Origin of the sequence: Rhizorhabdus histidinilytica (assembly GCF_900167915.1) — a bacterium.
Lineage (GTDB): Bacteria > Pseudomonadota > Alphaproteobacteria > Sphingomonadales > Sphingomonadaceae > Rhizorhabdus > Rhizorhabdus histidinilytica.
The window spans coordinates 19,642-44,106 of record NZ_FUYM01000019.1; the positions used below are offsets into that span (position 1 = coordinate 19,642).

Below are 24,465 nucleotides of genomic sequence, written 5' to 3' on the forward strand. Positions count from 1 at the left end.
TGATGTTCACGGCCGCGGCGCCCTCGGTCGCCGCCCCTTGTAAGGATGCCAAGGGCAAGTTCGTGAAATGCCCCGAAAAGAAGGCACAGCCGACGCGCTGCAAGGATAGCCGGGGCAAGTTCGTCAAATGCGGGACGCCCGGCGCCAAGCCCGTTTGAACGAAGAAGGCGGGGCGGCCGGCCTCCGGCCGCCCAACCTCAACCCAACCGGGCAGCGCCGTCGAGTCTGATCACCGTGCCGTTGAGCATCGGCGTCGCCACCACCCGTTCGACGAACGCCGCGAATTCGTCGGGAGCGCCGAGCCGGCTCGGATGCGGCACCATCGCGGCGAGCGCATCCTTATAGTCCTGCGGCAACGCCTCGACCATCGGGCTGAGGAAGGTCCCCGGGGCGATCGCCATGACGCGGATATGGCGGGAGGCGAGATCGCGCGCGATCGGCGGGGTCATGCCGACGATGGCGTTCTTCGAGGCGCTATAGGCCGCCTGGCCGGCGATGCCCTCGAAGGCGGCGATCGAGGAGGTGTTGACGATCACGCCGCGTTCCTCGCCAATCGGGCCTACCGTGCACAGCCGCGCCGCGAACTGCGACAATGCGTTGAACGTGCCGACCAGGTTGATGTCGATCACCCGGCGGAAGGCGGCGAGCGAATGGGGCTGGCCGTCCTCACCGACGGTGGGCCACAATTCGGAGACGCCCGCGCAATTGACGAGGATGCGCGCGACGCCATGCGCCGCTTCCCCGGCCATGATCGCGGCCCCGACCTCTCCTTCGTCGCACACGTCCGCCTGGACGAAGATGCCGCCGGTCTCCTCCGCGAGCCGTTGCCCCGCCACGGGATCGCGATCGACGATCGTCACCTTCGCGCCGCGCCGCGCGAACCGCCGGACGGTGGCCGCGCCGAGGCCCGATCCGCCTCCGGTCACGATCGCGGCAAGGCCTTCAATCTCCATCGGCCGATCCTGCCATAGCCGGCTCGGGCGGATCAATCAGCGATCCGGCGCTGGCGTACCAGCCGCCATCGATGATCAGCTCGGCGCCGGTGACATAGCGCGCATCGTCGGATGCCAGATAGAGCGCGCCTTGCGCGATATCGATCGGATCGCCGGTCCATCCCATCGGAATCCGCCGGTTGACGGCGGCAAGCTGATCGGGGGCGATGTCACCGGAGATCGGCGTGTCGATGCGGCCGGGCAGGATCGTGTTCACCCGGATGCCCTGGCGCGCGAACTCGAGCGCGGCGGCGCGGCTCATCATCAGCAATGCGCTTTTCGACGCGTGATAGGCCATCGCGTCGGGACTGGGCGTGACGGCATAGATCGACGAGATGTTGACGATCGCCGCCCCCTTCGCGGCAAGCAGCGCCGGTGCTGCGGCCTGCATGCCGAGCAGCGGCCCGGTCTGGTTGACGGCGATCACGTCGGACCAGCTCTGCTGCGTCGTGGTCATCACACCGCCCATCCGGAAGATGCCGGCATTGTTGACCAGCGTCGTCAGCGCGCCGAACCGCGACAGGGCGAACCGCACCGCCGCCTGCCAGCTCGCGGCTTCGGTGACGTCGAGCGTGATGAAGGCCGCCTGTCCGCCGCCGCGCACGATCGCATCGGCAACCGCCTGCCCCTGCTCCGCCTGCACGTCGCCGATCACGACCCGGGCCCCCTCCCGCGCGAACAGGGCGGCTTCCGCCGCGCCGAGCCCGCTCGCGGCGCCGGAGATCAGCGCGACCTTTCCGGTCAGCCGGCCGCCCATGCTATTCGATCACCGCGAGGATGGCGCCGACCTGATAGGTCTCGCCGACCGCCGCACGGATGCGCAGCGTCCCGGTCGCGGGGCTTTCGACCTCCTGCGTCGATTTCTCGCTCTCCAGCGCGTATAGCGGACTGCCTTCGACCGCCTGTCCGCCATCTTGGACGAGCCATTCGGCGAGCACGCCCTCGTTCATCGAGAAACCGATCTTGGGCAGCAGAACCTCAACGGCCATGGGATTCCTTTCCGGGATATGTCACGCGAGCAGCGCCTTGGCCGCGGCCTCGATGGTCGCCGCGGTCGGCGCGAAGGCGCTCTCCAGCGGCCGTGAGAAAGGCACCGGGCAAAAGGCAGCGCCGAGCCGCTTCACCGGCGCCTTCAACGCACCGAACAGGCTCTCGTTGATGACCGCGCTGATCTCCGCGCCGACACCGAACGGCGTCACCGCCTCGTGCACGATTATCGCCCGACCGGTCCTGGCGACCGACGCCAGCACGGTTTCGCGGTCCCAGGGCGCGATGCTGCGCAGGTCGATCAGTTCCACGCCGATCCCCTGCCCCGCCAGCGCCTCTGTCGCGGCCTTCGCTTCCTGCACCATGCGCGCATAGGCGATGATGGTCAGGTCCGCGCCTTCGGCCAGCACGCTCGCCTTGCCGATCGGCACGCGATGCCCGGCGGCCGGCGCCTCGCCCTTGGTGAAATAGGTGGGCAGGTTCTCGATGAACAGCACCGGATCGGGATCGTCGATCGCGCTCAGCAGCAAGCCGTAGGCATCGGCGGGGTTGGACGGCGCGACCACCTTGAGGCCCGCCGTATGGGCGAACCAGGCTTCCAGATAGTCGCTGTGCTGCCCGCCATTGGCGAAGCCGCTTCCGGTCATGGTGCGGATGACGATCGGAACGTTGGTCTGGCCGCCCGACATGAAGCGCAGCTTGGCGGCGTGGTTGACGATCATGTCCATCGCCACGGTGGTGAAGTTCATCAGCATGATCTCGGCCACCGGCTTGAACCCGCCGAGCGACACGCCGATCGCGGCGCCGATAATCGCCTGCTCGGCGATCGGGGTCGAGCGCACGCGGTGCTCGCCGAAGCGGCTCGACAGACCCTTGGTGACGCCCAGGACGCCGCCATCCTCGGGGTCGGCGACATCCTCGCCGAAGCACAGCACGGTCTCGTCCGCCGCCATCGCATCGGCCAATGCGCGGTTGATGCCTTCCAGGATCGTGATCTGGGCCATCATGCGATCTCCATCGCGAATACGTCCCGGCGCAGCTCGGCTACGTCGGGGAAATCGCTCGCCAAAGCATGCTCGACCGCTTCGTCGATCTCGGCTTCGATCCGCGCCTCCATCGCCGCCAGTTCCTCCTCGCTCGCATGTCCCTCGGCGATCAGATGGGCGCGGAAGCGCGGAACGGGGTCGGCGGCGATCGCCGCCGCCTTGCGCGCCGGATCCATATAGGCGTCGGCATCGCCAAAGATGTGGCCATGGAAGCGATAGGTCATCGCCTCGATCAGCGTCGGTCCGCCGCCGGCGCGGGCGCGATCGACGGCCTCTCGCGCGGCGGCATAGGTTTCGAACACGTCGTTGCCGTCGACGCGGACGCCCGGCATCGCATAGGCGGCGGCGCGATCGGCGATACGCGCCGCGGCGGTCGCCTTGCGATAGGCGGTATGCTCGCCCCACTCATTGTTCTGGCAGACGAAGACGACGGGAAGCTTCCACACCGAAGCCATGTTCAGCGCCTCATGGAAGGCGCCGATATTCGATGCGCCGTCGCCGAAATAGGCGACGGTGACGCGACCGTCGCCCTTGAGCTGCGAAGACCAGGCCAGGCCATTGGCGATCGGCATCGAGCTGCCGACGATACCGGTCGTCACCATCACTCCCGACTTCGGGTGGGTGATGTGCATCGGGCCGCCCTTGCCCTTGCACGTGCCGGTGACGCGGCCGGCAAGCTCGGCCCAGAGGTCCTTGAGCGGCACGCCTTTCGCCAGCATGTCGTGGGTGCCACGATAGATGGTGCAGATATAGTCGCTGTCGTCCAGATTGGCGGAAACGGCGCTGGGGATCACCTCCTGGCCGCGCGGCGAATAATAGGGCATGACCAGCCTGCCGGTCATGATCACCTTGCGCGATCGCTCGTCATTCGCCTTGATAAGCGCCATCCGGCGGTAGATGGCGAGCTGCGTGGCCGCATCCGGTCGCTTCGTCATCGCTCGGCTTTCCTTTCCCTGATCTTCTCGTAGGCGCGATAGCCAAAGTCGCCGCCGCCCCGTTCGCCCACGACGAACACGGTGGGATCGATCCCCCCGCTGGCCAGGCCGGCATGGGTGTAGACCCAGTCCATCACCACCGTCCGATCGAGCAGCCGCCACTCGCCGCCACGGCATTCGAGGATGTCCGAATAGCGCCCGCCAGCGACGTCGTCGGCGATGCCATCCCCATCGGGGCGGATATGATGGGCAAGGAAGACGGTCTCCGCCGCCGCCCGGTCGCCCTCCACGACGATGTTGGACTGCCCGATCGTGTGCATCGTCGACGTCCAGCGCTCGCGCAGGTTGGGAATGATGAAGTCGGCGAAACCCCGCGCCGGACCTACATAGATGCCGTGATTATCGATCGCGTCGTCCCAATAGACACTGTTGAGGATATCGGCATCGAGCCGGTCTATTCCGCGGCAGTAACGTTCGAGCACCAGGCGGATCTTGTGGTGGTGTAGAAGGTCGGACAGCGCATCCTGCATGGGGTTCACCTCTCTGGTCGACGGATGTTAGGGTCGGTGCGGCTTCTGCATCTTGATAGGCCGCGACAATTTATGTGCTTGGAACGACAAGAGCCATCCGCGCCTTCCGGGGCACTGACCGTGCCGGCCGTCGCCGGGTGATTGACCGCCTGCAATCGGGATTTTGTCGTCAAAGATAAAGACGCGCGCCGTGCCCGAACCTCATTGTCCGACCATCGTGCGGCCTATGGAAAAGGCCAGCATAATAAGCCGCATAGGGGAGGAAGAAATGCATCTCAGACTCGGAAGCGTCGCCCTGGTCCTGCTGTCGTCTTCGGCATCGGTTTGGGCGCAGGGCGCGGACGCCCCGGCCTCGCGCGGCCCGGACGGCTCCTATGACGGCAGCGAGATCATCGTGCAGGCGCAGCGCCGGTCGGAGCGACTGCAGGACGTGCCGATCTCCGTGACCGTGCAGACGGGCGCGCAGCTCGAGCGGGCCGGCGTGGACAATCTGCGCGACCTGGCCACCGTCACCCCCGGCCTGACCTTCCAGGCGCAGGGCAATTTCGTCCAGCCCGCGCTGCGCGGCGTGACGACGCTGGTCACCGGGCCAGGATCGGACAACCCGATCTCCCTCTATATCGACGGCGTCTACGAAGGCACCCAGGCGGGCGCCTCGATCGACCTGCCCGACGTCGAGCGGGTCGAGGTCGCCAAGGGTCCGCAAGGCACGCTGTTCGGCCGCAACTCGACCGGCGGCGCGATCCAGATCTTCACGCGGGCGCCCAGCTTCACCACCACCGGCAGCATCAGCGCGACCGCAGGCTATTATGACGGATCGGGGCCCAGCCGCTCGTCCTACGACCTCGGCCTCAAGGGCTTCCTGAGCGGGCCGATCGTTCCCGACAAGGTCGCGGCGAGCCTCTCCTTCGGCTATCGCAACGTCGACGGCTATTCGACCAACATCGTCCAGAAGCTGCTGCCGGCGCCGATCCAGAAGGCCTATGGCTCGGATCGGATGGACTGGCTCAAGTCGCTCTCGCTGCGCGGCAAGCTGCTGTTCACGCCGAGCGACGGCGTCTCGATCCTGCTCACCGGCTATTACATGCACCGCAAGACCGACCATGGCAGCGCCGGCCTTCCGGTCGACGGGCTGACCGCGGGCGCCTTCTATCCCGATGCGGTCTACGGCCGGCGGCCCTTCCAATATGCCTATGACGCGCCCGATCCGCTGACCGAGATCAAGAATTACGGCGGTGCGGCCAAGATCGATATCGACACCGGCGCCGGCACGCTGACCTCGACTACCAGCTACACCCGCAGCCGCCACCGCGAGCAGGTCGACGTCGATGCGTCCTATTCGCCCCAGTGCCTCGCGGCCGCACCGACCACCTTCGCCTGCATCGCTTTCGAGGATACCCAGCCGAACAATAATTTCCTGCAGGATTTCCTGTTCACGTCGGAACAGATCGGACGGCTGAAGTTCGTCGCGGGCGGTAATTATTTCCACAGCAACGGCGATCTTTCGGGCGTCATCAGCGACTTCAGCGGCGGCGCCCAGCCCGGTGCTCCCGGCGTGGTCTACGGTCCGCTACTGATCGCCACCACCCGAGTAAAGACGCGCGCCTACGGCATCTTCGCGCAGGCCGACTACAACCTGACCGATCAGCTCACGCTGACGGCGGGCCTGCGCTACAGCTATGAGAAGAAGAAGGGCTACATCACCTTCTTCGGCGCGCCCTTCACCAACTTCGCCAATCCGAGCTGGGACAGCTTCACGCCGCGCGTCGGCCTGCGCTACGCGATCGACCGGAGCAGCAATGTATACGCGACCTTCAGCAAGGGCTTCAAGAGCGGCATCCTGCCGATCCTGACCCCCGGCGCGCCGGTGAACCCGGAGAAGATCACCGCCTATGAAGTCGGCTACAAGACCGCGCGGCCCGGCTATTCGCTGAACCTGGCGGCCTATCTCTACGATTATAAGGACTTGCAGATCCAGTCGTTCACCGGAACGACCATCATCCCGACCAACGCCGCGTCGGCGCGGATCTACGGCTTCGAGTTCGATGGCACCTTCCGGATCACGCCCGAGCTGACCCTGGCGGGCGGCGCGTCATGGATGCCGAAGGCGGACTTCCGCCGCTTCCCGAACGCGGCGGGCTATCAGCCGGTGATCACCGCCGGCGGCCTGCCGCCCGTGGTCGCGGACGTCAGCGGGCATCGGCTGGTGCGCGCGCCGAAGCTGAGCGCGGTCGGCAGCCTGACCTACGCCACCCGGATGGGCGATGGCGAGCTGAGCATCACGCCCAGCATCCATTATTCGAGCAGCTTCATGCCCTATGACGCCTTCAACCTGCTCGTGCAGCATTCCTATGCCAAGGTCGCAGCCGAGATCGCCTACAAGCCGAACGGCGGCGGGCTGCGCTACTCGGTGTGGGCGCACAACCTGACCAACAGCAAGTCGTTCAGCTCGACCACCATCTCGGCCGGTGCTGCCCGCGCTTCCTATGAGGAGCCGCGCGAATTCGGTATCACGGTCGGCTATGATTTCTGAGCCGCGGGGCAACTCATGGACGAAGGCAGCAGCGTGAAGCGGGAGATCAGTTTCAACGATCCGGACATCCAGCGTTGCCCCTTCGCGGCCTATCGGGAAATCCGGGAACAGGGGCCGGTCTATTACGACAAGTCGAACGGCTTCTACATCGTCACCGGCTATGAGGACATTCGCAAGGCCGCGAGCGACCCGAAGACCTTTTCGAGCGTGACCGGCCAGCTCCTCGTCAAGACCGCCCCCTATCAGGAGCGGATCGATGCGATCTACCGGGAGAAGGGCTATATGCCCGTCACCGCGCTCGTCGTCGCCGATCCGCCCATCCACAGCTTCCACCGCTCGCTGGTCGACAAGGTCTTCACCCTGTCGACCGTCAAGCGGATGGAGGAATATCTGGCGGGCGTGGTCGACGAGATGGTCGACCAGATCATCGATCGCGGCCAGGCCGAATTCTATTATGACCTGGCGGTCAAGATCCCCAACCACGTGCTGTCGGACCAGATCGGCCTGCCGCGCGAGCGCTATGCCGATTTCAAGCGCTGGGCCGATGCGATCGTCCAGGAGAGCGATCCCAGCAATGACGAGGAGCGCCAGGTCGAGATCACCAACACGATCTGCGAACTGCAGCAATTCCTCGTCGAACGGATCGAGGAATATCGCCGGACGCCGCGCCCGTGCATCCTCAACGATCTCGTCCATGCCGATGTCGACGGCCAGCGGCTGTCGATCGAGGAGATCATCCAGATTGTCGAGCAGATGCTGCCTGCCGGCAGCGACACCACGGTCGGCGCGATCGCAAGCGCGCTGCACAGGATCGCCACCACCCCCGGCCTCGAGGACGAACTGCGCTCCGACCCTTCGCTGATCGCCAATTTCGTCGAGGAGGTGTTGCGGATCGATGCGCCGGTCCAGGGGCTGTGGCGCCGCGCGACCCGCGACACCGAGATCGGCGGCGTGCCGATCCCCGAAGGTTCGATCATCGTGCTGCGCTTCGGCGCCGGCAATCACGATCCGGAGGTCTTTACCGATCCCGGCACCTTCGATATCCGCCGTTCCAATGCGCGACGCCACTTTGCCTTCGGTGTCGGCCCGCATTATTGCGTCGGCAACCTGCTGGCGCGGGGCGAGATGCGGATCACCATCGGCCGCCTGCTGGAGCGCATGCGCAACCTGCGTCTGGCGCGTGGAGAAGCAGGCGTCGAATGGCAGGCGCATTTCTTCGCTTATGGACCCAACCGGCTCGAGATCGCCTTCGACCGGACATGATGGAGCATATACCGATGGACTATGAAGCGATCAGCTATGAAAGGTCCGGTGCGGTAGCCGTCATCGTCCAGAACCGGCCCGACAAGCGCAACGCGCAGGACCAGCGGATGCTGACCGAGATCGAGCACGCCCTTGGCGAGGCGACGCGCGATGCCGACGTGCGCGTGATCGTCATCGGCGGGGCGGGTGACCATTTCTCCGCCGGGCACGACCTCAAGGAAGGCGAGATGAAGCGCTCCAACTTCTCCGTCGAGGAGCGCTGGGCCTATGAGGAGCGGCATTATTACGGGCTCTGCCTGCGGATATGGGACTGTCCCAAGCCTACCATCGCGCGCATCCAGGGGGCCTGCGTGGCGGGCGCTTTCATGATGGCGAACATGTGCGACCTGATCGTCGCCGCCGAGGACGCCTATTTCGCCGATCCGGTGGTGCACAGCATGGGAGCGGCCGCGGTGGAGGTGCTCGTCCATCCCTGGGTCATGGGCCTGCGCCGTGCGAAGGAGATGCTGTTCACGGGCGAGCGGATGACCGCCGCCGAAGCGCGCGAGATCGGCCTGGTAAACCGGCTGGTGCCGCGCGCCGAACTCGACGAAGCGACCATGGCGCTCGCGCTGCGCATCGCCGAGGCGCCGCCCTTCGGCATCCGGCTGACCAAGCGATCGCTGAACAACGGCCAGGATCTGGCGGGCTTCCGCGCCGCGCTGGAAGCGCATTTCACCGCGCACGAGCTGTCGCACTTCACCCGTGAGGTCGGCGAGACGATGGCGCGTGGCCTCGGCAAGGCCGTCGACCACGGCAAGCGGGTGATCTCGGGCTAGATTTGCATCAGCCCGAGACTCCCGACGCCATCGCCTTGCGGAATTTGCGCGGGCTGCTGCCGAACCAACGGTGGCAGCTACGGGTAAGCACCGAAGGCTCGCTGTAGCCGAGCATCGCCGCCACCCGAGTCAGCGGGATGGTGCGCTGGCCGAGATAGCGGATGGCGGCGTCGCGGCGGACCTCGTCCTTGATCTCCTCGAAGCTCACGCCCTCCTCGCTCAACCGGCGCTGCATCGTGCGCGGATGCATGCCCAGCGCCGCCGCCACGTCGATATGCAGGCAGCCGCCCTGCGAGAGCAGTTGCGCCGCCACCGAGCGCACCCGCGCCGACAGCGGCTTGGCCGAGCTCGGGAATTGCGTGTCGATGAACGCGGTGGCCATGTCGTAGAGTTGCTGGTTGCGGTTGGCGATCGGCGCCGCGAGGTCGGCCCGGTTGAGGAAGATCGCGTTGAAGGGCGCGTTCATCTCGACCCGCGCACCGAAATAATGGCTGTAGCGGGACGGTGCGGAGATATGGTCGTGCGCGAACCACACCTCGCGCGTGCGGACGGTGCCGCCCGACAGCGCGCCGATGGCATGATGCATCAGCGCCATGCCCTGCTCGATCGCCTGTTCCTGGTGCGGCAGCCGGTCGAGCCGGATCGCCCAGCGGATATAAGGCCGCCCGCTGCCGCGCTCATTCTCCAGCGAAAGCTCGCTCGCCGGGCTGTAGGTCCGCAGATGCTCCGCGCAATAGCGATAGGCATCGCCGAGCGTCGGTGCGTTGGACATCGCCACTTCGAGCGGACCCAGCACCGCCGTACCCCCCTGGAAGGAAGCGAAGATCATGCCGAAATCGGGACAATTGAGCTCGATCGCCGTATGGTGCAGCAGCCGGATGGCGCGGCGGTAGGAGATCATCGCACCCTTCTGCTCGAATATGCTGGCGGAGATCGACTCCCGGGCGAGCAATGCGTCGGGGTCCCCGCCCAGCCGACGGACGACCTCGGGATAAAGCCTCAATATGTCGGCGCGGACGAGGGAGACCCTCGCATTGGCCTCGTCGATATCGCCTTCGACCATCATCGCGGTATCGGCCATTACTCTCCTCCTTCGCGCCGGTGTCCGGCGTCCGCCGCGTCGGTCGAGGCTCGGTCCGTGCCGGCCTTCCGCGCGATCTATGCCGCGAATCATCTGCTCTTTGTCGTCTAAAATCAAGATATTGCCCGACAGAGCAAATAGGATGATGTGGCAGTAATGTGGCCGCTTCACAAAGACGGACATCCTTACGGCCGGGTCGCTTGATGTCAGTTCAATGTCGCGACCTGCCAAGAAGAGCATCAGTTGCGGCTCTATGCTCGGTCGCCGACAATATTCGAGAGGGGCAGGAGCGATTTCATGGCATCCCGACGATTTGACATGCCCGCTCTATTCGGCCCGAGTCTTATGCCTGATCGGACCATCGTGCCTTTCGCCGAAGTCGTTTCCATCAGCTTCGAGACGACGACGCAGGCCGCGGCGCGGCTCATGCCCCGCTTCTTCACGCCCGCCGATCCACCGATCGTGACGATCTCGCGCATCGATTATCGGGAGGTCGATTACCTCGGCGGACGCGGCTATGGCGAGATCGTCGTGACGGTCGGCGCGCTGCATCCGGCGGACCCGCGTCCGGCAGGGTTCGCGCCGGTGATGTGGGTGACCGAGCCCGCCGCGCTGATCGCCGGGCGTGAATATATGGGCTTCGCCAAGCTCCCGGCGACGATGGACGCTATCGACCATGCGCCCGACGGACGCGGCTTCGCGGCTCGCGAATATGAGGCCGGACTGATCGAAGGCCGGGTGATCGGGCTGCGCCCGTTGTCGACCGAAGCACTCGATAAGATCAACCGGACCGCGTCCGAAGTGCGGACCTATGGCTGGAAGCTGATCCCCGGCGATGGGCCGGAACCCGATGTCGATCATCCGCTGGTGAACGTCATGCGCTGGCATTATGACCGTGCCTGGTCGGGCGACGGGGAATTGTCCTTCTACCGCCCTTCGCCGGCCGAGGCGCCGATGTCGGCCCGCGTGGTCGCCGCCCTCGCCGACCTCCCTATCGTCGCGCAGCGCCGGGCCTTCGTCGCCGAGGGCCGCGCCGAGATCGACCGTAGCGCCACGCGCCGCCTGACGGAGACGCTCTGAGATGGCGCACGCGATCAGCGAACGGCGCGATGTCGGCGGCTGGCGGTTCCGCTGGGATGACGATCGCGCCAAACGCGCGGTGGCAAGCGGCGACTGGACCAATCGCACCGTCGCAGAATTCGCTCGCGACTTGGCCCGGACGTCGCCCGACAGGATACTGCTGGTCGACGGCGACCTAGCGTTGAGCTGCGAGACGCTCCACGGCTGTGCGCAACGCCTGGCCGGCTATTTCGTCGCGATCGGCTTGCGCCCAGGGCAGGTGATCTCCTTCCAATTGCCGAACTGGTGGGAGTGCGCGGTCATCAATCTGGCCGCGGCGATGACGGGCGTGGTGATCAACCCGATCGTGCCGATCAACCGCGACGCCGAAGTGACCTACATGCTCAACGAGGCGCGCAGCCGGCTCATGTTCGTGCCCCGCTCGTTTCGTGGTTTCGATTATGCCGCGATGATGGCCCGGATCGCGCCCGATCTGGCCGAACCGATACGGGTGATCGTGGTGCGTGACCGGATCGACGGGCTCGAAAGCTTCGACGACCTGCTCGATTCCGCGCCGCTCGCGACGCCGCTGGCGGTCGATCCCGATGCCGTGAAGATGCTGATGTACACATCGGGCACCACCGGCCGGCCCAAGGGGGTGCTGCATTCGCACAACAGCATCGGCGCGGATTCGGTGAAGATGGCGGCCGCGATGGCGCTGGGGCCCGACGACGTCACTTTCTCCCCCTCCCCCGTCACGCATGTCAGCGGCTTCCTGTGGGCGCTCAACGCGCCCTGGATATGCAATGTGCCCGCGGTGATGGTCGACATCTGGGAACCCGAACGGGCGTTCGACCTCGTGCGGCGCCACGCGTGCAGCTTCATGCTCGGCGCCACGCCCTTCCTCCAGGATTTCCTTGCAGTGGCGCGCGCACGGGGAGAGCCGCTCACCTCACTCCGCTATTTCATGTGCGGCGGCGCATCGGTGCCTGCGCAGCTCATCGTCGACGCTGCCGAGCAGTTCCCCAACTGCATCCCCTATCGCACCTTCGGCGCGACCGAGGTGCCCACCATGACGGTCGGCCCCGCGTCGCGCGACGATCTGCCGCTGGCGGCGCAGACCGACGGCCGACTGCACCGTTGCGAGGTCAGGATCGTCGACGTGGCGACCGGCGCACCCCTCCCGCCCGGCACCGAGGGCGAGATCCTGGCACGCGAACCGAGCATGGCGCTCGGCTATGCCCGCGTCGAGGACAATGCCGACGCCTATGACGAGGACGGTTTCTTCCGGATGGGCGATCTCGGCCGGCTGGTCGACGGCGATCATATCGTCTGCACCGGCCGCAAGAAGGACCTGATCATCCGCGCCGGCGAGAATATCAGCGCGCGCGAGATCGAGGACGTCCTGTTCCAGTCGCCGCTGATCGAGGAGGTGGCGGTCGTCTCGATGCCGAGCCGGCGGACCGGCGAGGCGATCTGCGCCTTCATCGTCCCGGCTCCCGGCGCCGATGTCGACATGTCCGACGTCGCCGCCCAGGTCCACAACGCCGGCCTCGCCCGGCAGAAAACGCCCGAGCATCTGATGATCGTCGCCGAGCTGCCCAAGACCGCATCGGGCAAGGTCCGCAAGGATCAGCTTCGGTCGATCGCCGCGCGGGAGACGCTCGAAAAGGACAAGGTGCGATGAAGCTTGCATTTTCGGATGAGGACAAGGCCTTCCGGCAGGAGGTCAGGGCCTTCATCGCCGCCGAGCTTCCCGCCGACCTGGCGCGGCGAGAGGCGATGGGGTTCCATAATGGCCGGGCCACGGTCGATCCCTGGCAGCGCAAGCTCCATGCGCGCGGCTGGGCGGCGCCGAGTTGGCCTCGCGAATATGGCGGCACCGGATGGTCGCCGATCCAGCGCTATATCTTCGAGCTCGAATGCGGGCTGGCCAATGCCCCCGAATATAGCCTGATCGCGATGTCGATGGTCGGTCCGGTGATATGCCGCTTCGGGTCGCCCGCATTGCAGGAACGATTCCTGGCCCCGATGCTGAGCGGTGACTGCTGGTTCTGCCAGGGCTTTTCGGAGCCGCAGGCCGGCTCCGACCTCGCCAGCCTGCGCACCCGCGCGGTCCGCGACGGCGACGACTATGTGATCAACGGGCAGAAGATCTGGACGACCGACGCGCACATGGCCGACTATATGATCTGCCTCGCGCGCACCGATCCCGACGCAAAGCCCCAGGCCGGGCTGTCGATGATCATCGTGCCGATGGACGCGCCCGGCGTCACCGTCCGGCCGATCGGCACGATCGACGGCGACGCCCATGTCAACGAGGTGTTCCTGGAGGATGTCCGCGTTCCCGCCGGCCATCTGATCGGCAAGCCGAACGAAGGATGGACCCAGGCCAAGTTTCTGCTGGGCCATGAGCGGACCCACAATGCCTATGTGGGGATGTTGTGCCGCTATCTCGCCCGCATCCCCGGCCTGATCGACGACGAATGCACCCGTGGTCTTGGCCCGGTCGAGGCGGCCGAATATCGCCGCCGCCACGCCCTGCTGGCGATCGACGTCGAGGCGCTGCAATGGTCGGTGCTGCGCGTCCTGGCGGGCGAGGAAGGCCCTCGGCTGAACGCGGCCGCCTCGGCGATCGCGATCCGGGGCGCGGAATATCTGCTGCGCGCCGCCGATCTCGAAACGGCGATCCTCGGCCCGCAGGTGATTCCGCGCTTCCGGCCCGACGACAGCCTGCCCTTACCCGCAGGTGCGCCAGCCTCGGCGCCGGGGCGCAGCACCCAATATCTCTACTGGTGGGCGGCGACGATCTTCGGCGGGACCGACGAGATACAGCGCAACATCATTTGGAACACCCTGTTCCGCTGAGGCGGACGGCGCGGCGCGAAAGGCGGACGATATGGATTTCACGGCGAGCAATGAACAGGAGATGCTGCGCGACAGCGCGCGCCGTTTCTTCGCCGACCGGGAAGGCGATCGCCATGCGTCGGCATGGGGGAGCTATGCCGATCTCGGCTGGCTCGCCCTCGTCGCGCCCGAGGATGCCGGCGGGATCGGCGGCGATATCGAGGATATCCTGATCCTCGCCGAGGAAATGGGTCGCGCGCTGGCGCATGAGCCCTATGCCGGCTCGGCGATCGTCGCGATGCGCCTGATCGACCGCACCGCGGACGGGGACGCGCGGAGGGAGCTGCTCGCGGCGATGGCCGACGGGTCGATACGCGTCGCGCCCGCGCTGTACGAGCCTGGACGGCGCTATGCCCTGTCGCCCTCGATGCGGGCGACCGGTGACGGCGGCGGCTTCCGGCTGTCGGGCGCGAAGATCCTGGTTCCGGGGGGCGGCGACGCCGATCGGCTGCTGCTGTCCGCCACGCTCGACGACGGCACGATCGGGCTGTTCCTGGTCGACCCGGCGGCGACCGGGACGACCGTCTCCCGCTACGCGACCATCGACGACGGCGCCGTCGCCGATGTCGCTTTCGACGCCTTCATCATCGGATCGGAGAGCCTTCTGGGCCGGATCGACATCGAGGCGATCGATGACGCGCTCGACGACGCGCGGCTGGCGCTTTGCGCGGATGCGCTGGGTGGACTCGAAAGGGCGATCGCGATGACCTCCGATTATCTGTCCACGCGCAGCCAGTTCGGCCAGCCTCTCGCCAGCTTCCAGGCGCTGCAGCACAGCCTGGTCGAGATATTCATCGATACCGACAGCATCCGCTCCAGCCTCTATCAGGCCGTCGCCGCTGTCCACGACGGCGACGGCGTCGCACGGCGGCGGGCGATATCGAGCTGCTGGGTCAAGACCTTCGGCGCCGCCAAGCGGATCGCGGGGACGGCCGTGCACCTGCACGGCGGCATCGGCATGACCACCGAATACCAAGTCGGCCATTATCTGCGCCGGATGATGGTTTCGGAACGCAGCTTCGGCGACGTGGAGCATCACCTCGCCCGCTACATGGCCCTTTCGACCTGACGGCGGGCCCCTGCTCAGCGCCCCGTGAAGACCGGTTTCCGCTTCTCGATGAAGGCGATGATCGCCTCGCGATGATCGTCCGAGGCCATCGTATAGCCCTCCAGCCCGATCTGTGCTTCCGCGCTGGCGATCGCCTGGCGGCAAAGCTCCATGTTGATCGACTGCTTGGTCGCTTGGATCGCCATCGCCGCACCGTTCGCGAGCCGATCCGCATAGGCATCGACGGTCTCGTCGAGGCGTTCGGCCGGCACCGCCTTGTAGATCAGTCCGATCGCCTCCGCCTCGCCCGCGCTGATCGGATCGCCGGTCAGCAGGTAATGGCGCGCGCGGGCGAAGCCGATCAGGTGCGGCCAGATCAACGCCCCGCCGTCCCCCGCCGCCAGCCCGACCGCCACGTGCGAGTCCGCGATCCTGGCGGTATCGGCCGCGATGACGACGTCGCAGAGCAACGCCAGCGTCGCCCCCAGCCCCATCGCATGGCCGTTCACCCGCGCGATGACGGGCTTGTGCAGCCCGAGCAACGAATGAACGATATGCGGCGCGCGCGACAGCAGCGCGGTTCGCATCGCCTTGTCGTCGGTCGCCTCGAGCAATTTGGGCAGGTCGACACCGGCGGAGAAGGCGCCGCCCGCGCCGGTCAGGACCACGACGTCGGCTTCGTCGTCGCGGGCAACGTCGGCGAAGACGGTGGACAGCTCGTCGTGAAGCGCCCGGCTGACCGTGTTGAGCGGCGGATTGTCCATCGTCACCGTGAGTATCCGGCCACGGCGGTCGAAACGGATATGTCGATACTGGCTGTACATCATGCTGCTCATCGCTGGCGGGTCACGCGCGGCTTGTCATAGGGGTCTTCAAGGAAGCGGCGCAGCACCCGGTGGAAGCTTGATATCGCGCGCTCCTGCACCGGATTGGTGCGTTCGCCCTTGAAGCCGCGCGACTTGAAGCCCTTCTGGACCTCGGGGATATTCTCGAAATCCTGCCGGAAGATCAGGCCCCATTCGCCGTCGCGCCAATCCTCGTAGAATTCGCGTTCGAGCGGCGGCTCCTGTCCCGGACCATAGCGGACCAGCGACCAGATATCGAAGATGCAGCTCTCCGGGTCGCGCCCGTTGGGGCGCACCCGATACCACAGCACGCCGTCGACGAAGCCGTGCAGGAAGATGGTGTTGGGGAATACATGCCAATCGAGACCCGACCGCTCGACATATTCGGGAGTCAGCTCGGACGGCCAGCCGGCGCCATCGGCCGCCGCGGCCTCCATCTGGAACTCCATCCATTTGGCGAGGGTCTCGATCGGGCCGGTCTCGGGCGCCACCTCGTCGCGCACGCGCATCGCCGCTGCATAGTTGCGCGGCGTCAGCATCGTGCGCAGGTCGGTGCTGTACTGCTCCGCGAACCGGACGATATGATCCTTCATCGGCGGCTCCGGCCGAGGCGGCAGGCGCGGCGAACGCCGGAAAGGCAGCGCCCCTTCCGAATGGAACCAGGTCTGCGAATGGCGGCCGAACTCGCCGCTGTTCGAATAGTCGTCGGTGAATTCCAGAAGCTGCGGATGCGCCTGCTGGACATGGTAGAATTCGTTGAAGAAGCCGAGCACCGTCTTCCAGTTCGACGGCATGATCACCGTCTTGTACCACTGGAAACGCAGCTTCTCGAACTCGAACTTGTCGCAATAGTCCGGCACCGGATCGAGGAAGTCGCGCAGCGGCTCCGCCTTGGGATCCATGTTGATGAAGACGAAGCCGCCCCACTGGTCGCATCGGACCTCGGACAGGCTGATGTCGTCGGGGTGGAGACAGCCATCCCAATCGCCCTTGTCGACCACCTTGATGTTGCGGCCGTCCAGCCCGAAGCGCCAGCCGTGGAAGGGGCAGACGAACTGCTTGTGGCTCCCCGCGCCGGCGGTCAGCCTGCGCGCGCGATGCGGGCAGACATTGTGATAGGCCCTGATCTCGGTCTCGCTGGCACGGATCACGACGATCGAGTCATCGACGATGTCATAGGTGACATAGTCGCCGACATTGGGAACCTCTTCGGCCCGGCACGCCACCTGCCAGACGAACGGCCATAGCTTCTCCGCCTCCAGCTCGGCGAAATCCTGCGCGTAATAGACCTGCTTCGGCACGAAATCGTCGCGGACGTCATCGGGCGAATAACGGTCGTTCGGCATTGTCTTCAGGGCTCCCGTCAGGCCCCGGCAGGTGCGGGCCCATTCCGATCTTCTCCCCGGAGACTAGATCGAACCCTCCCAATTCTTCTTGATATGCAGCGACAAAATCCGCCCATCGCGCGACAGGCGGACGGGCCTAGCGCGGGCTCATCCGTAGCGCGCCGTCCAGCCGGATCGTCTCGCCGTTGAGCATCGGGTTTTCAAGGATGTGCTGCGCCAGCGCCGCGAATTCGGCCGGAGTGCCCAGCCGGGCCGGGTTCGGGACCGACCGCGCGAGGCCGGCGCGGACCTCCTCCGACACCCGCGCCAGCAGCGGCGTATCGAACAGGCCCGGCGCGATCGTGCAGACGCGGATAAGGCGGCTGGCGAGGTCGCGCGCCGCGACGATCGTCATGCCGACCACGCCCGCCTTGGCCGACGCATAGGGTATCTGGCCGACCTGCCCTTCATAGGCGGCGACCGAGGCGGTCAGCACCACCGCGCCGCGCTCGCCCGCCTCGGGCTCCAGGCGCGCCATCCGTTCGGCGGCGAGCCGCAGCACGTTGAACGTGCCGATCAGATTGGTCCTGACGACAGCCTCATAGATGTCGAGCGTCCCCGGCACACCCTGCTTGTCAAGCACACGCAATGATCCTCCGCGCGCGGCGCAATGGACCGTCATGCGCAGCGGACCGAGCGCGTCGGCCGCGTCGAGCGCGCCGCGCATCTCCTCCTCGGAGGTCACGTCGGCCGCGACGAAACGAACGGCCGGGCCGATCTCTCCCGCCACCGCCTCGCCGGCGGACGACGGCAGGTCGGCGATCACCACGCGCGCGCCGGCCGCCGCCAGACGCTCGACGCAGGCGCGCCCCAGCCCCGATGCCCCGCCCGTGACGAGCGCCACCTTCCCCGCGATTTCCATGTCCTTCCTCCCCTGTCCCTGTCAGCAGCGCTCGATGATCGTCGCGTTGGCCATGCCGCCGGCCTCGCACATCGTTTCCAGTCCGTAGCGGCCGCCGCTCTGCTCGAGCCCGTTGAGCATCGTCGCCATCAGCCGGATCCCCGACGCGCCGAGCGGATGTCCCAGTGCGATCGCGCCGCCGCGGGGGTTGAGCCTGGCGGGATCCGCGTCGAGATCGCGGCGCCAGGCAAGCGGCACGCTCGCGAACGCTTCGTTGACCTCGACATGATCGATGTCGCCGATCGACAGGCCCGCCTTGGCGAGCACCCGGCGGGTGGCCGGGATCGGCGCGGTCAGCATCAGCAGCGGGTCGTCGCCGCATACATGATGGGCGACGAAGCGCGCGCGCGGGCGTAGCCCCAGCCGCACCGCCGACCGCTCGCTCATCAGCAGCGCCGCTGCCGCGCCGTCGCTGATCTGCGACGAATTACCCGCCGTTATCCGCCACGAAATCTCGGGAAAACGCCGTTCATAATCGGGATGCTGGAACGCGGGCTTGAGGCCGGCGAGCGCCGCCGGGTCGGTGCCGGGACGGATAGTCTCGTCGGCGCCGACGATCCTGTCGCCCACCCGCACGGGAATGATCTCGTCGTCAAACCCTCCGGCCTCGTGGACCGCCGCGGCCCGGCGGTGCGATTCCGCCGAATATATGTCCATCTCCTCGCGGCCGATGCCCCATCGCGCGGCGATCAGCTCGGCGGCGATGCCCTGCGGGACCAGCCCGTCGGGAAAGCGCGCGGCGAAGGCAGGACCGAAGGGGTCCTTCCCCATCCGTGCCGACCCCATGGGCGCGCGGCTCATCGATTCCACCCCGGCGGCGACGACGATGTCGCAGTCCCCCACGGCGATCGCCTGCGCGGCGAATTGCAGCGCCTGCTGGCTCGATCCGCATTTCCGCTCGACGGTGGTCGACGGCACGTGCTGCGGGAAACCGGCAGCGAGCCAGGCGATCCGGCCGGGGGTGAAGGATTGCTCGGCGGCCTGGGTCACGCAGCCGACGATCACGTCGTCGACCAGCCCCGGATCGAGATCGTTGCGCGACACCAGCGCCGCCAGCGTCTGCGAGAGCATGTCGACGGGGTGGATATCGGTGAGCTGGCCGCCGGCCTTGCCGCGCCCCATCGGCGTCCGAACGATATCGACAATGACGGGATGGTTGTTCATCGCTTAGCGTCCCTTCCAGTTGGGCACGCGCTTCTCGACATAGGCCGCGGCACCCTCGCGGGCGTCCTCGGACAGGTAGATCGGGCGTGTGATGCTGTCCTGGCGAGCGAACATGTCCTGTTCGTCCCAGTGTCGTCCGTCGCGCAGCAGGCGCTTGCTGGCGGCGATCGCCAGGGGCGCGTTCATGACGAACTTGCCGGCGAAGGCGATCGCCGCCGCCAGCGCTTCGCCCTCGGCGACGATGCGGTTGACCAGGCCATAGTGGGCGAAGTCGGTGATCGGGTAGATATCGCCACTCAAGGCCATCTCGGCCGCGATCCGCGCCGGCAGTTGCCGCGGCAGCCGCAGCAGCCCGCCGGCCATGGCGACGAGCCCGCGCTTGACCTCGGGCAGGCCGATCCGGGCGGTCTCCGCGGCAATGATGAAATCGCAGGCCAGCGCGACCTCCAGCCCGCCGGCCAGCGCATGGCCCTCGACGGCGGCGATCAGCGGCTTGGTGCAGCGGTTCTGCGTGATCCCGGCGAAGCCCGCATGGGCCGAACGGACTTTCTCGCCATTGAGATAGGCCTTCAGGTCCATGCCGGCACAGAAATCCTTGCCCGCGCCGGTGATGACGCCGACCCGCAGCCGATCGTCCTCCTCCAGCCGCGCCAGCGCCGCTTCCATGCCGTCGGCGACGGCTCCGTTGATCGCGTTGCGCTTGTCGGGGCGGTTGATCGTGATGACGGCCACCGCGCCCTCGATCCGGGTTTCGACGTCCATGGTCTCTCCTTGAAAGCGATCGGCCACCCGCGTCAGACCAAGGTCCGCGCGATCAGCAGTTTCATGATTTCGCTGGTGCCGCCGTAGATGCGATAGCCGCGGGCATCCTTGTACATTTCGGCGATCGGATATTCGAGCATGTAGCCATAGCCGCCGAACAGTTGCAGGCATTCGTCGATCAGCCGGGCCTGGGCTTCGGTCGTCCAATATTTCGCCATCGAGGCCGTCGCCGGATCGAGCCCGCCTTCGATCAGCCGCTCGGTGCAATGGTGGAGGAACACCTTGGCGACGGTGGCCGATGTCTTCGCCTCTGCCAGCTTGAACTGGCTGTTCTGGAAATCGATCACCGCGCGGCCGAAGGCCTGACGTTCGCGGACATAGGCGACGGTCATTTCCAGCGCGCATTCCATCATCGCCATGGCCTGCCAGGCGATCACCAATCTTTCCTGGGGCAGCTTCTCCATCATCATCGCGAAGCCGCGCCCTTCGATGCCGCCGAGCAGGCAATCCTCGGGCACGACCATGTCCTCGAAGAACAGTTCGGCGGTGTCGCGCCCCTCCTGGCCGAGCTTGTCGAGCAGGCGGCCGCGCGAGAAGCCCGGACGATCGCGGGTGTCGACCAGGAACAGCGATATGCCCCGCCCGCCGGCATCCCTGTCGGTCTTCGCCGCAACGATGATCAGCGAGGCGTGCGCCCCGTTGGAGATGAAGGTTTTCTGCCCGTTCAGCACATAATCGTCGCCGCGGCGCACCGCGGTAGTCTTCATCGCCTGCAGGTCCGATCCGGCGCCGGGCTCGGTCATCGCGATCGCCAGGATGGCTTCGCCGGAGGCCGCACGCGGAAGCCAGCGCCGCTTCTGCGCCTCGGTACCGAAGCTGACGATGTAGGGCGCCACCACCGCATTGTGCAGCGGGATCGCGAAGTTCAGGGCATGCTGGAGCCCGAGCTGCTCCATCAACACGACCTCGAAGCGGAAATCGGCGCCGGCGCCGCCATATTCGGCCGGGATCGACAGGCCGAGGAGCCCCGCCTCCCCCGCCTTCCTCCATGCCTCCGGGGAGACGTGCCCCTGATCGCGCCACCGCCGCGTCTCGGCGGTGTCGGCATGGTCCGCCAGGAAACGCCGGGCGGACTCGGCGAAAAGCCGCAGCTCGTCGCTGTCCATGAAGCCCGGCGGCTGAAGATCGAGGACCGGCACAATCGGTTTCCTTGCTGGTGGATGCCCGGAAGCTGCGCACCACCCTATGGCCCGCCGGCGTCATCGCCGATGGTTGAATCTGATAGCTGCCAGGGTGGGAGGGCCATGGTAACGGCCGTGGCGATGCTTTATCCACGGCCGATGGAAATCGATATCCCGAAGGTCCGGATAGCGTCGGTCGAGGACATCCGTCCGGCGGCGATCCACTTTCGGGATAAGGTCCGCGAACTCGTCGGGCTGAGGATCGCCGCCACCGACAATATCGCGGCGCGCCTGCCGATGCGCGATGCCGAGGGCGAGTTGCTCGCCACCACCGTGTTCGGATGGAGCGAGGAAGCCGATTGCTGGTGGGCCGACCCCCGCTTCGCGCTCCGCACGCCGCTCGCGGAAGCATGCCGGATCGAAAGCCAGCCCTTCTGGGCCAATCGCGACGGCGCCTGGGACCTGGCGGGCCGCCGCATCCTCGAAGGCTTCGACTTCTCCTATTTCGGGAAGACCATCTCCCACGCCGCGAGCATCGTCGTCCCGGTGCACCTGCCGTTCAGCAGGATCGGCCTGGCCGCCTTCTCCCGCATCGACGACCGCCGCGCCGACCTGTCGGAGGAATTGCGCCTCCATGGGCCGGCGCTCTACCTGATGAGCCATTTCTTCATCGGGGATTATGCCAGGCTCGCGCTCACCGCGAAGAAGTGGCTGCCCGATCCCGTCGCCCTGACCCAGCTCGAAGTCGCCTGCCTGCGCTGGATATCGCGCGGCAAGACCGACGACGAGGTGGCGATCATCATGGGCCGCGCCCGCCCCACCATTCGCTTCCACCTCCAGAACGCATCGCTGAAGCTCGGTGCGGTCAACCGCACCCAGGCGGTGTTCCGGGCGGCCCAGCTCGGATTCCTGACAGCGCCGACCGGATCGCAGGTGGGGGAATGGTCCGCCGGCTGAAAACGCCGGGCGCATATCCTTGCGAGCCTTGAAAATACCGCCGCCACGTCGCCTGGCACGACAACATGTTGCGCTATGACCCGACGCTGCTACCGGGCGTCCAGCACATCAATCCGGCGATCGGCCGGTCGATCACGAGGCCGATCGGTCGAGACCGGGACGAAAGGGACAAGGGTGGACATATCATCGCCGAACGGCGCTCGGCGGCGCGAGGAAGGCCTCGAACGCGGCCTGACCCGGCGCCAGCTCACCATGATCGGCATCGGCGGCGCGATCGGCACCGGGCTGTTCATGGGCAGCGGGCTGGCGATCGGCTATGCCGGGCCGGGCGTGTTGCTGAGCTATTTGCTGGCGGCGGTGATCTCGCTCGCGGTGATGTTCAGCCTGGCCGAGATGGCGGTGCTCAACCCGACGGCGGGATCGTTCGGCACCCATGCCGAACTCTACATCTCGCCCCTCGCCGGCTGGATCGCGCGCTGGACCTATTGGGCGGAGATGGTGATCCTGATCGGCAGCGAAGCGGTCGCGGTCGGCCATTATCTCAGCTTCTGGGTGCCGGCATTGCCGGTGTGGCTGTCGATCCTGCTGTCCGGCGGCGGCATCCTGTTCGTCAACATGCGCGCGGTGGGCAGCTTCGGCACGGTCGAATACTGGCTGTCGGCGATCAAGGTGGCGGCGATCCTCGCCTTCATCCTGCTCGGCCTCGGCATGGTGCTGGGCGTCGGCACGCCGGCGATCGGCCTGTCCAACTATATGGTCGACGGCGGCCCGCTGCCGTTCGGCCTGAAGGGCGTGTGGATGGGCGCGATGATCGCGATCTTCTCCTTCTTCGGGATCGAGATGATCGCCGTCGCCGCCGGCGAGGCCGATGATCCCGGCACGGCGGTGCCGCGCGCGATGCGCACCCTGCTCGTCCGGCTGTGCCTGTTCTACCTGCTGTCGATCGCGATCATCCTCGCCATCGTGCCCTGGTCGAGCAGCGGCGCGGCGGTCGTCGACCAGAGCCCGTTCGTCAAGGTGTTCGCCGGCTTCGGCATCGTCGGGGCGGCGAGCGTGATGAACTTCGTCGTGCTGTGCGCCGCCCTGTCGGCGATGAACAGCAGCCTCTACATGGCCAGCCGCATGCTGTTCTCGCTGGCCCGCGCCGGCGATGCGCCCGCGTCGTTCGGCGTGCTGAACGGAGCGGCGGTGCCCGCCCGCGCCGCGCTCGCATCCGGGCTCGGCATCCTCATCGCCGCCGCCGTCGCGCTGCTCAGCCCGCGCGCCTTCGAATATATGCTCGGCATCGCGCTGTTCGGCGGGCTGTTCACCTGGATGCTCATCCTGGTGACCCATTTCCGCTTCCGCCGCCGCGTCGGGACGGAGGGGCTGGCCTATCGCGCGCCTTTCTTCCCAATACCGCAATGCATCGGCCTCGCCGGGCTGCTGGCGATCGTCGCGGCGATGCTGTTCAGCGGCGGAATATGGCGGATATCGGTCGCGATCGGCGTGCCGTGGCTGCTGCTCGTCGCGTTGATCTTCCTGCTGCGCAAGGCGCGGTGACGCGCCGCCGCCTCAGCGGACCTTGGCCAGCAGCGCCGTCATCCGCTTGGCGGCCAACGGCGGCAGCTTGACCGCCTTCGCCGCCGCGACGTCGGCGGCGGCGGGCTGGCCGACCTGGACCAGCGCGACCATGCCCATCGAATAATGCGGCATGCACTTGATGCCGTAGAGGCCGGGCGCGCTCACCGTCATCGCGACCTCCTTGTTCAACGCGCCCTTCATCGGGGCCGCGCCCGTGGGGAGCATCGCCGGCAGCGTCTCGGCATTATGGCTGGGATCGGTGGGCTTGAAGACGATCCGGTCGCCGACCTTCGCCTTGACGAAGGCGGGTTCGAACACCATCGCGCCGTCCTTGCCCATATTCTTCATGTGGACGACGATGTCCTTGGCATAAGCCGGCGGCGGCGCGGCCAGCAGGGCGATCGCGGCGATCGAGATGGGGGCGAAGCGGACCATGCGAACTCCTCTCTGTTCGCCTGCCGTCATAGCGCCCTGTCCGCCGCGCAAAATTGACCTTTGGTCCTACCAG

General features: G+C 66.7%; 23 protein-coding genes. 9 read left to right on the forward strand and 14 right to left on the reverse strand.

What is annotated here, in order from left to right:
- Window positions 1-197 precede the first annotated feature (197 nt).
- Genes B5X82_RS24210 through B5X82_RS24235 form a run of 6 tightly spaced genes read right to left on the reverse strand, consistent with a single transcriptional unit; the run spans window position 198 to window position 4,490 of the window.
- The gene (locus B5X82_RS24210) at window positions 198-953 is read right to left on the reverse strand and encodes an SDR family NAD(P)-dependent oxidoreductase (protein ID WP_079650874.1); all 756 of its coding nucleotides are present in this window, start codon (window positions 951-953) and stop codon (window positions 198-200) included.
- On the reverse strand, window positions 943-1,749 hold the full coding sequence (locus B5X82_RS24215; RefSeq protein ID WP_079650876.1) for an SDR family NAD(P)-dependent oxidoreductase: 807 nt from the start codon (window positions 1,747-1,749) through the stop codon (window positions 943-945). Before B5X82_RS24215 ends, B5X82_RS24210 begins: the two co-directional genes overlap by 11 nt.
- A gap of 1 nt (window position 1,750) precedes the next feature.
- Window positions 1,751-1,981 carry a biotin/lipoyl-containing protein gene (locus B5X82_RS24220; RefSeq protein ID WP_079650877.1) on the reverse strand — a complete coding sequence of 77 codons (231 nt, stop codon included), beginning with the start codon at window positions 1,979-1,981 and terminating at the stop codon, window positions 1,751-1,753.
- A gap of 21 nt (window positions 1,982-2,002) precedes the next feature.
- Window positions 2,003-2,986 (reverse strand): alpha-ketoacid dehydrogenase subunit beta, encoded by a 984-nt coding sequence (locus tag B5X82_RS24225; protein WP_209046993.1) that lies wholly within the window; start codon window positions 2,984-2,986, stop codon window positions 2,003-2,005.
- Complete coding sequence (locus tag B5X82_RS24230; protein WP_079650880.1) at window positions 2,983-3,960, reverse strand: thiamine pyrophosphate-dependent dehydrogenase E1 component subunit alpha; 978 nt, start codon at window positions 3,958-3,960, stop codon at window positions 2,983-2,985. The genes B5X82_RS24225 and B5X82_RS24230 overlap by 4 nt, the downstream gene beginning before the upstream one ends.
- Window positions 3,957-4,490, reverse strand: a complete 534-nt coding sequence (locus tag B5X82_RS24235) for a nuclear transport factor 2 family protein (RefSeq protein ID WP_079650882.1) — start codon at window positions 4,488-4,490, stop codon at window positions 3,957-3,959. The genes B5X82_RS24230 and B5X82_RS24235 overlap by 4 nt, the downstream gene beginning before the upstream one ends.
- A gap of 268 nt (window positions 4,491-4,758) precedes the next feature.
- On the opposite strand from B5X82_RS24235, the gene B5X82_RS24240 reads away from it, so the two are divergent.
- Genes B5X82_RS24240 through B5X82_RS24250 form a run of 3 tightly spaced genes read left to right on the forward strand, consistent with a single transcriptional unit; the run spans window position 4,759 to window position 9,104 of the window.
- Complete coding sequence (locus B5X82_RS24240; protein ID WP_176152687.1) at window positions 4,759-7,023, forward strand: TonB-dependent receptor; 2,265 nt, start codon at window positions 4,759-4,761, stop codon at window positions 7,021-7,023.
- A gap of 15 nt (window positions 7,024-7,038) precedes the next feature.
- Complete coding sequence (locus tag B5X82_RS24245) at window positions 7,039-8,286, forward strand: cytochrome P450 (RefSeq protein WP_079650884.1); 1,248 nt, start codon at window positions 7,039-7,041, stop codon at window positions 8,284-8,286.
- A gap of 14 nt (window positions 8,287-8,300) precedes the next feature.
- Complete coding sequence (locus B5X82_RS24250; RefSeq protein ID WP_079650904.1) at window positions 8,301-9,104, forward strand: enoyl-CoA hydratase; 804 nt, start codon at window positions 8,301-8,303, stop codon at window positions 9,102-9,104.
- 7 nt (window positions 9,105-9,111) lie between these two features.
- Here B5X82_RS24250 and B5X82_RS24255 read toward each other — a convergent pair whose 3' ends face one another.
- The gene (locus B5X82_RS24255) at window positions 9,112-10,185 is read right to left on the reverse strand and encodes an AraC family transcriptional regulator (RefSeq protein WP_176152688.1); all 1,074 of its coding nucleotides are present in this window, start codon (window positions 10,183-10,185) and stop codon (window positions 9,112-9,114) included.
- A 318-nt stretch (window positions 10,186-10,503) separates the two neighbouring features.
- Here B5X82_RS24255 and B5X82_RS24260 point away from each other — a divergent pair, with 318 nt between their 5' ends.
- Genes B5X82_RS24260 through B5X82_RS24275 form a run of 4 tightly spaced genes read left to right on the forward strand, consistent with a single transcriptional unit; the run spans window position 10,504 to window position 15,220 of the window.
- On the forward strand, window positions 10,504-11,265 hold the full coding sequence (locus tag B5X82_RS24260; protein WP_268878264.1) for an acetoacetate decarboxylase family protein: 762 nt from the start codon (window positions 10,504-10,506) through the stop codon (window positions 11,263-11,265).
- Window position 11,266: 1 nt separating this feature from the next.
- A complete protein-coding gene (locus tag B5X82_RS24265) occupies window positions 11,267-12,931 on the forward strand; it encodes an AMP-binding protein (protein ID WP_079650887.1) in 1,665 nt (554 codons plus the stop codon).
- Window positions 12,928-14,112: an acyl-CoA dehydrogenase family protein gene (locus B5X82_RS24270; RefSeq protein WP_079650888.1), complete on the forward strand. Its 1,185-nt coding sequence runs from the start codon at window positions 12,928-12,930 to the stop codon at window positions 14,110-14,112. Before B5X82_RS24265 ends, B5X82_RS24270 begins: the two co-directional genes overlap by 4 nt.
- Before the next feature lie 31 nt (window positions 14,113-14,143).
- Window positions 14,144-15,220, forward strand: a complete 1,077-nt coding sequence (locus B5X82_RS24275; RefSeq protein ID WP_079650889.1) for an acyl-CoA dehydrogenase family protein — start codon at window positions 14,144-14,146, stop codon at window positions 15,218-15,220.
- A gap of 14 nt (window positions 15,221-15,234) precedes the next feature.
- On the opposite strand, the gene B5X82_RS24280 is transcribed toward B5X82_RS24275, so the two are convergent.
- From B5X82_RS24280 to B5X82_RS24305, 6 genes are all read right to left on the reverse strand, one after another.
- Window positions 15,235-16,035, reverse strand: coding sequence for an enoyl-CoA hydratase/isomerase family protein (locus B5X82_RS24280; RefSeq protein ID WP_328588207.1), 801 nt, complete (start codon window positions 16,033-16,035; stop codon window positions 15,235-15,237).
- The gene (locus tag B5X82_RS24285) at window positions 16,032-17,390 is read right to left on the reverse strand and encodes an aromatic ring-hydroxylating oxygenase subunit alpha (RefSeq protein ID WP_079650890.1); all 1,359 of its coding nucleotides are present in this window, start codon (window positions 17,388-17,390) and stop codon (window positions 16,032-16,034) included. The genes B5X82_RS24280 and B5X82_RS24285 overlap by 4 nt, the downstream gene beginning before the upstream one ends.
- Window positions 17,391-17,526: 136 nt before the next feature.
- Entirely contained in the window at window positions 17,527-18,291 is a 765-nt protein-coding gene (locus B5X82_RS24290) for an SDR family NAD(P)-dependent oxidoreductase (RefSeq protein ID WP_079650891.1), read from the reverse strand.
- 21 nt (window positions 18,292-18,312) lie between these two features.
- Window positions 18,313-19,494, reverse strand: a complete 1,182-nt coding sequence (locus B5X82_RS24295; RefSeq protein ID WP_079650892.1) for a thiolase family protein — start codon at window positions 19,492-19,494, stop codon at window positions 18,313-18,315.
- Window positions 19,495-19,497: 3 nt separating this feature from the next.
- On the reverse strand, window positions 19,498-20,256 hold the full coding sequence (locus B5X82_RS24300; protein ID WP_079650893.1) for a crotonase/enoyl-CoA hydratase family protein: 759 nt from the start codon (window positions 20,254-20,256) through the stop codon (window positions 19,498-19,500).
- Window positions 20,257-20,288: 32 nt separating this feature from the next.
- Window positions 20,289-21,455 carry an acyl-CoA dehydrogenase family protein gene (locus tag B5X82_RS24305; protein WP_079650894.1) on the reverse strand — a complete coding sequence of 389 codons (1,167 nt, stop codon included), beginning with the start codon at window positions 21,453-21,455 and terminating at the stop codon, window positions 20,289-20,291.
- A gap of 105 nt (window positions 21,456-21,560) precedes the next feature.
- Between B5X82_RS24305 and B5X82_RS24310 the strand changes: the two genes are divergently transcribed.
- Together B5X82_RS24310 and B5X82_RS24315 are read left to right on the forward strand one after the other, a co-directional pair.
- Window positions 21,561-22,394 (forward strand): helix-turn-helix transcriptional regulator, encoded by an 834-nt coding sequence (locus B5X82_RS24310; protein WP_235862792.1) that lies wholly within the window; start codon window positions 21,561-21,563, stop codon window positions 22,392-22,394.
- Window positions 22,395-22,568: 174 nt separating this feature from the next.
- Window positions 22,569-23,936 carry an amino acid permease gene (locus B5X82_RS24315; protein ID WP_079650895.1) on the forward strand — a complete coding sequence of 456 codons (1,368 nt, stop codon included), beginning with the start codon at window positions 22,569-22,571 and terminating at the stop codon, window positions 23,934-23,936.
- 12 nt (window positions 23,937-23,948) lie between these two features.
- Here the strand turns inward: B5X82_RS24315 and B5X82_RS24320 are convergent, their stop codons facing one another.
- Window positions 23,949-24,392, reverse strand: coding sequence for a pseudoazurin (locus B5X82_RS24320; protein WP_223811300.1), 444 nt, complete (start codon window positions 24,390-24,392; stop codon window positions 23,949-23,951).
- Window positions 24,393-24,465: the final 73 nt, after the last annotated feature.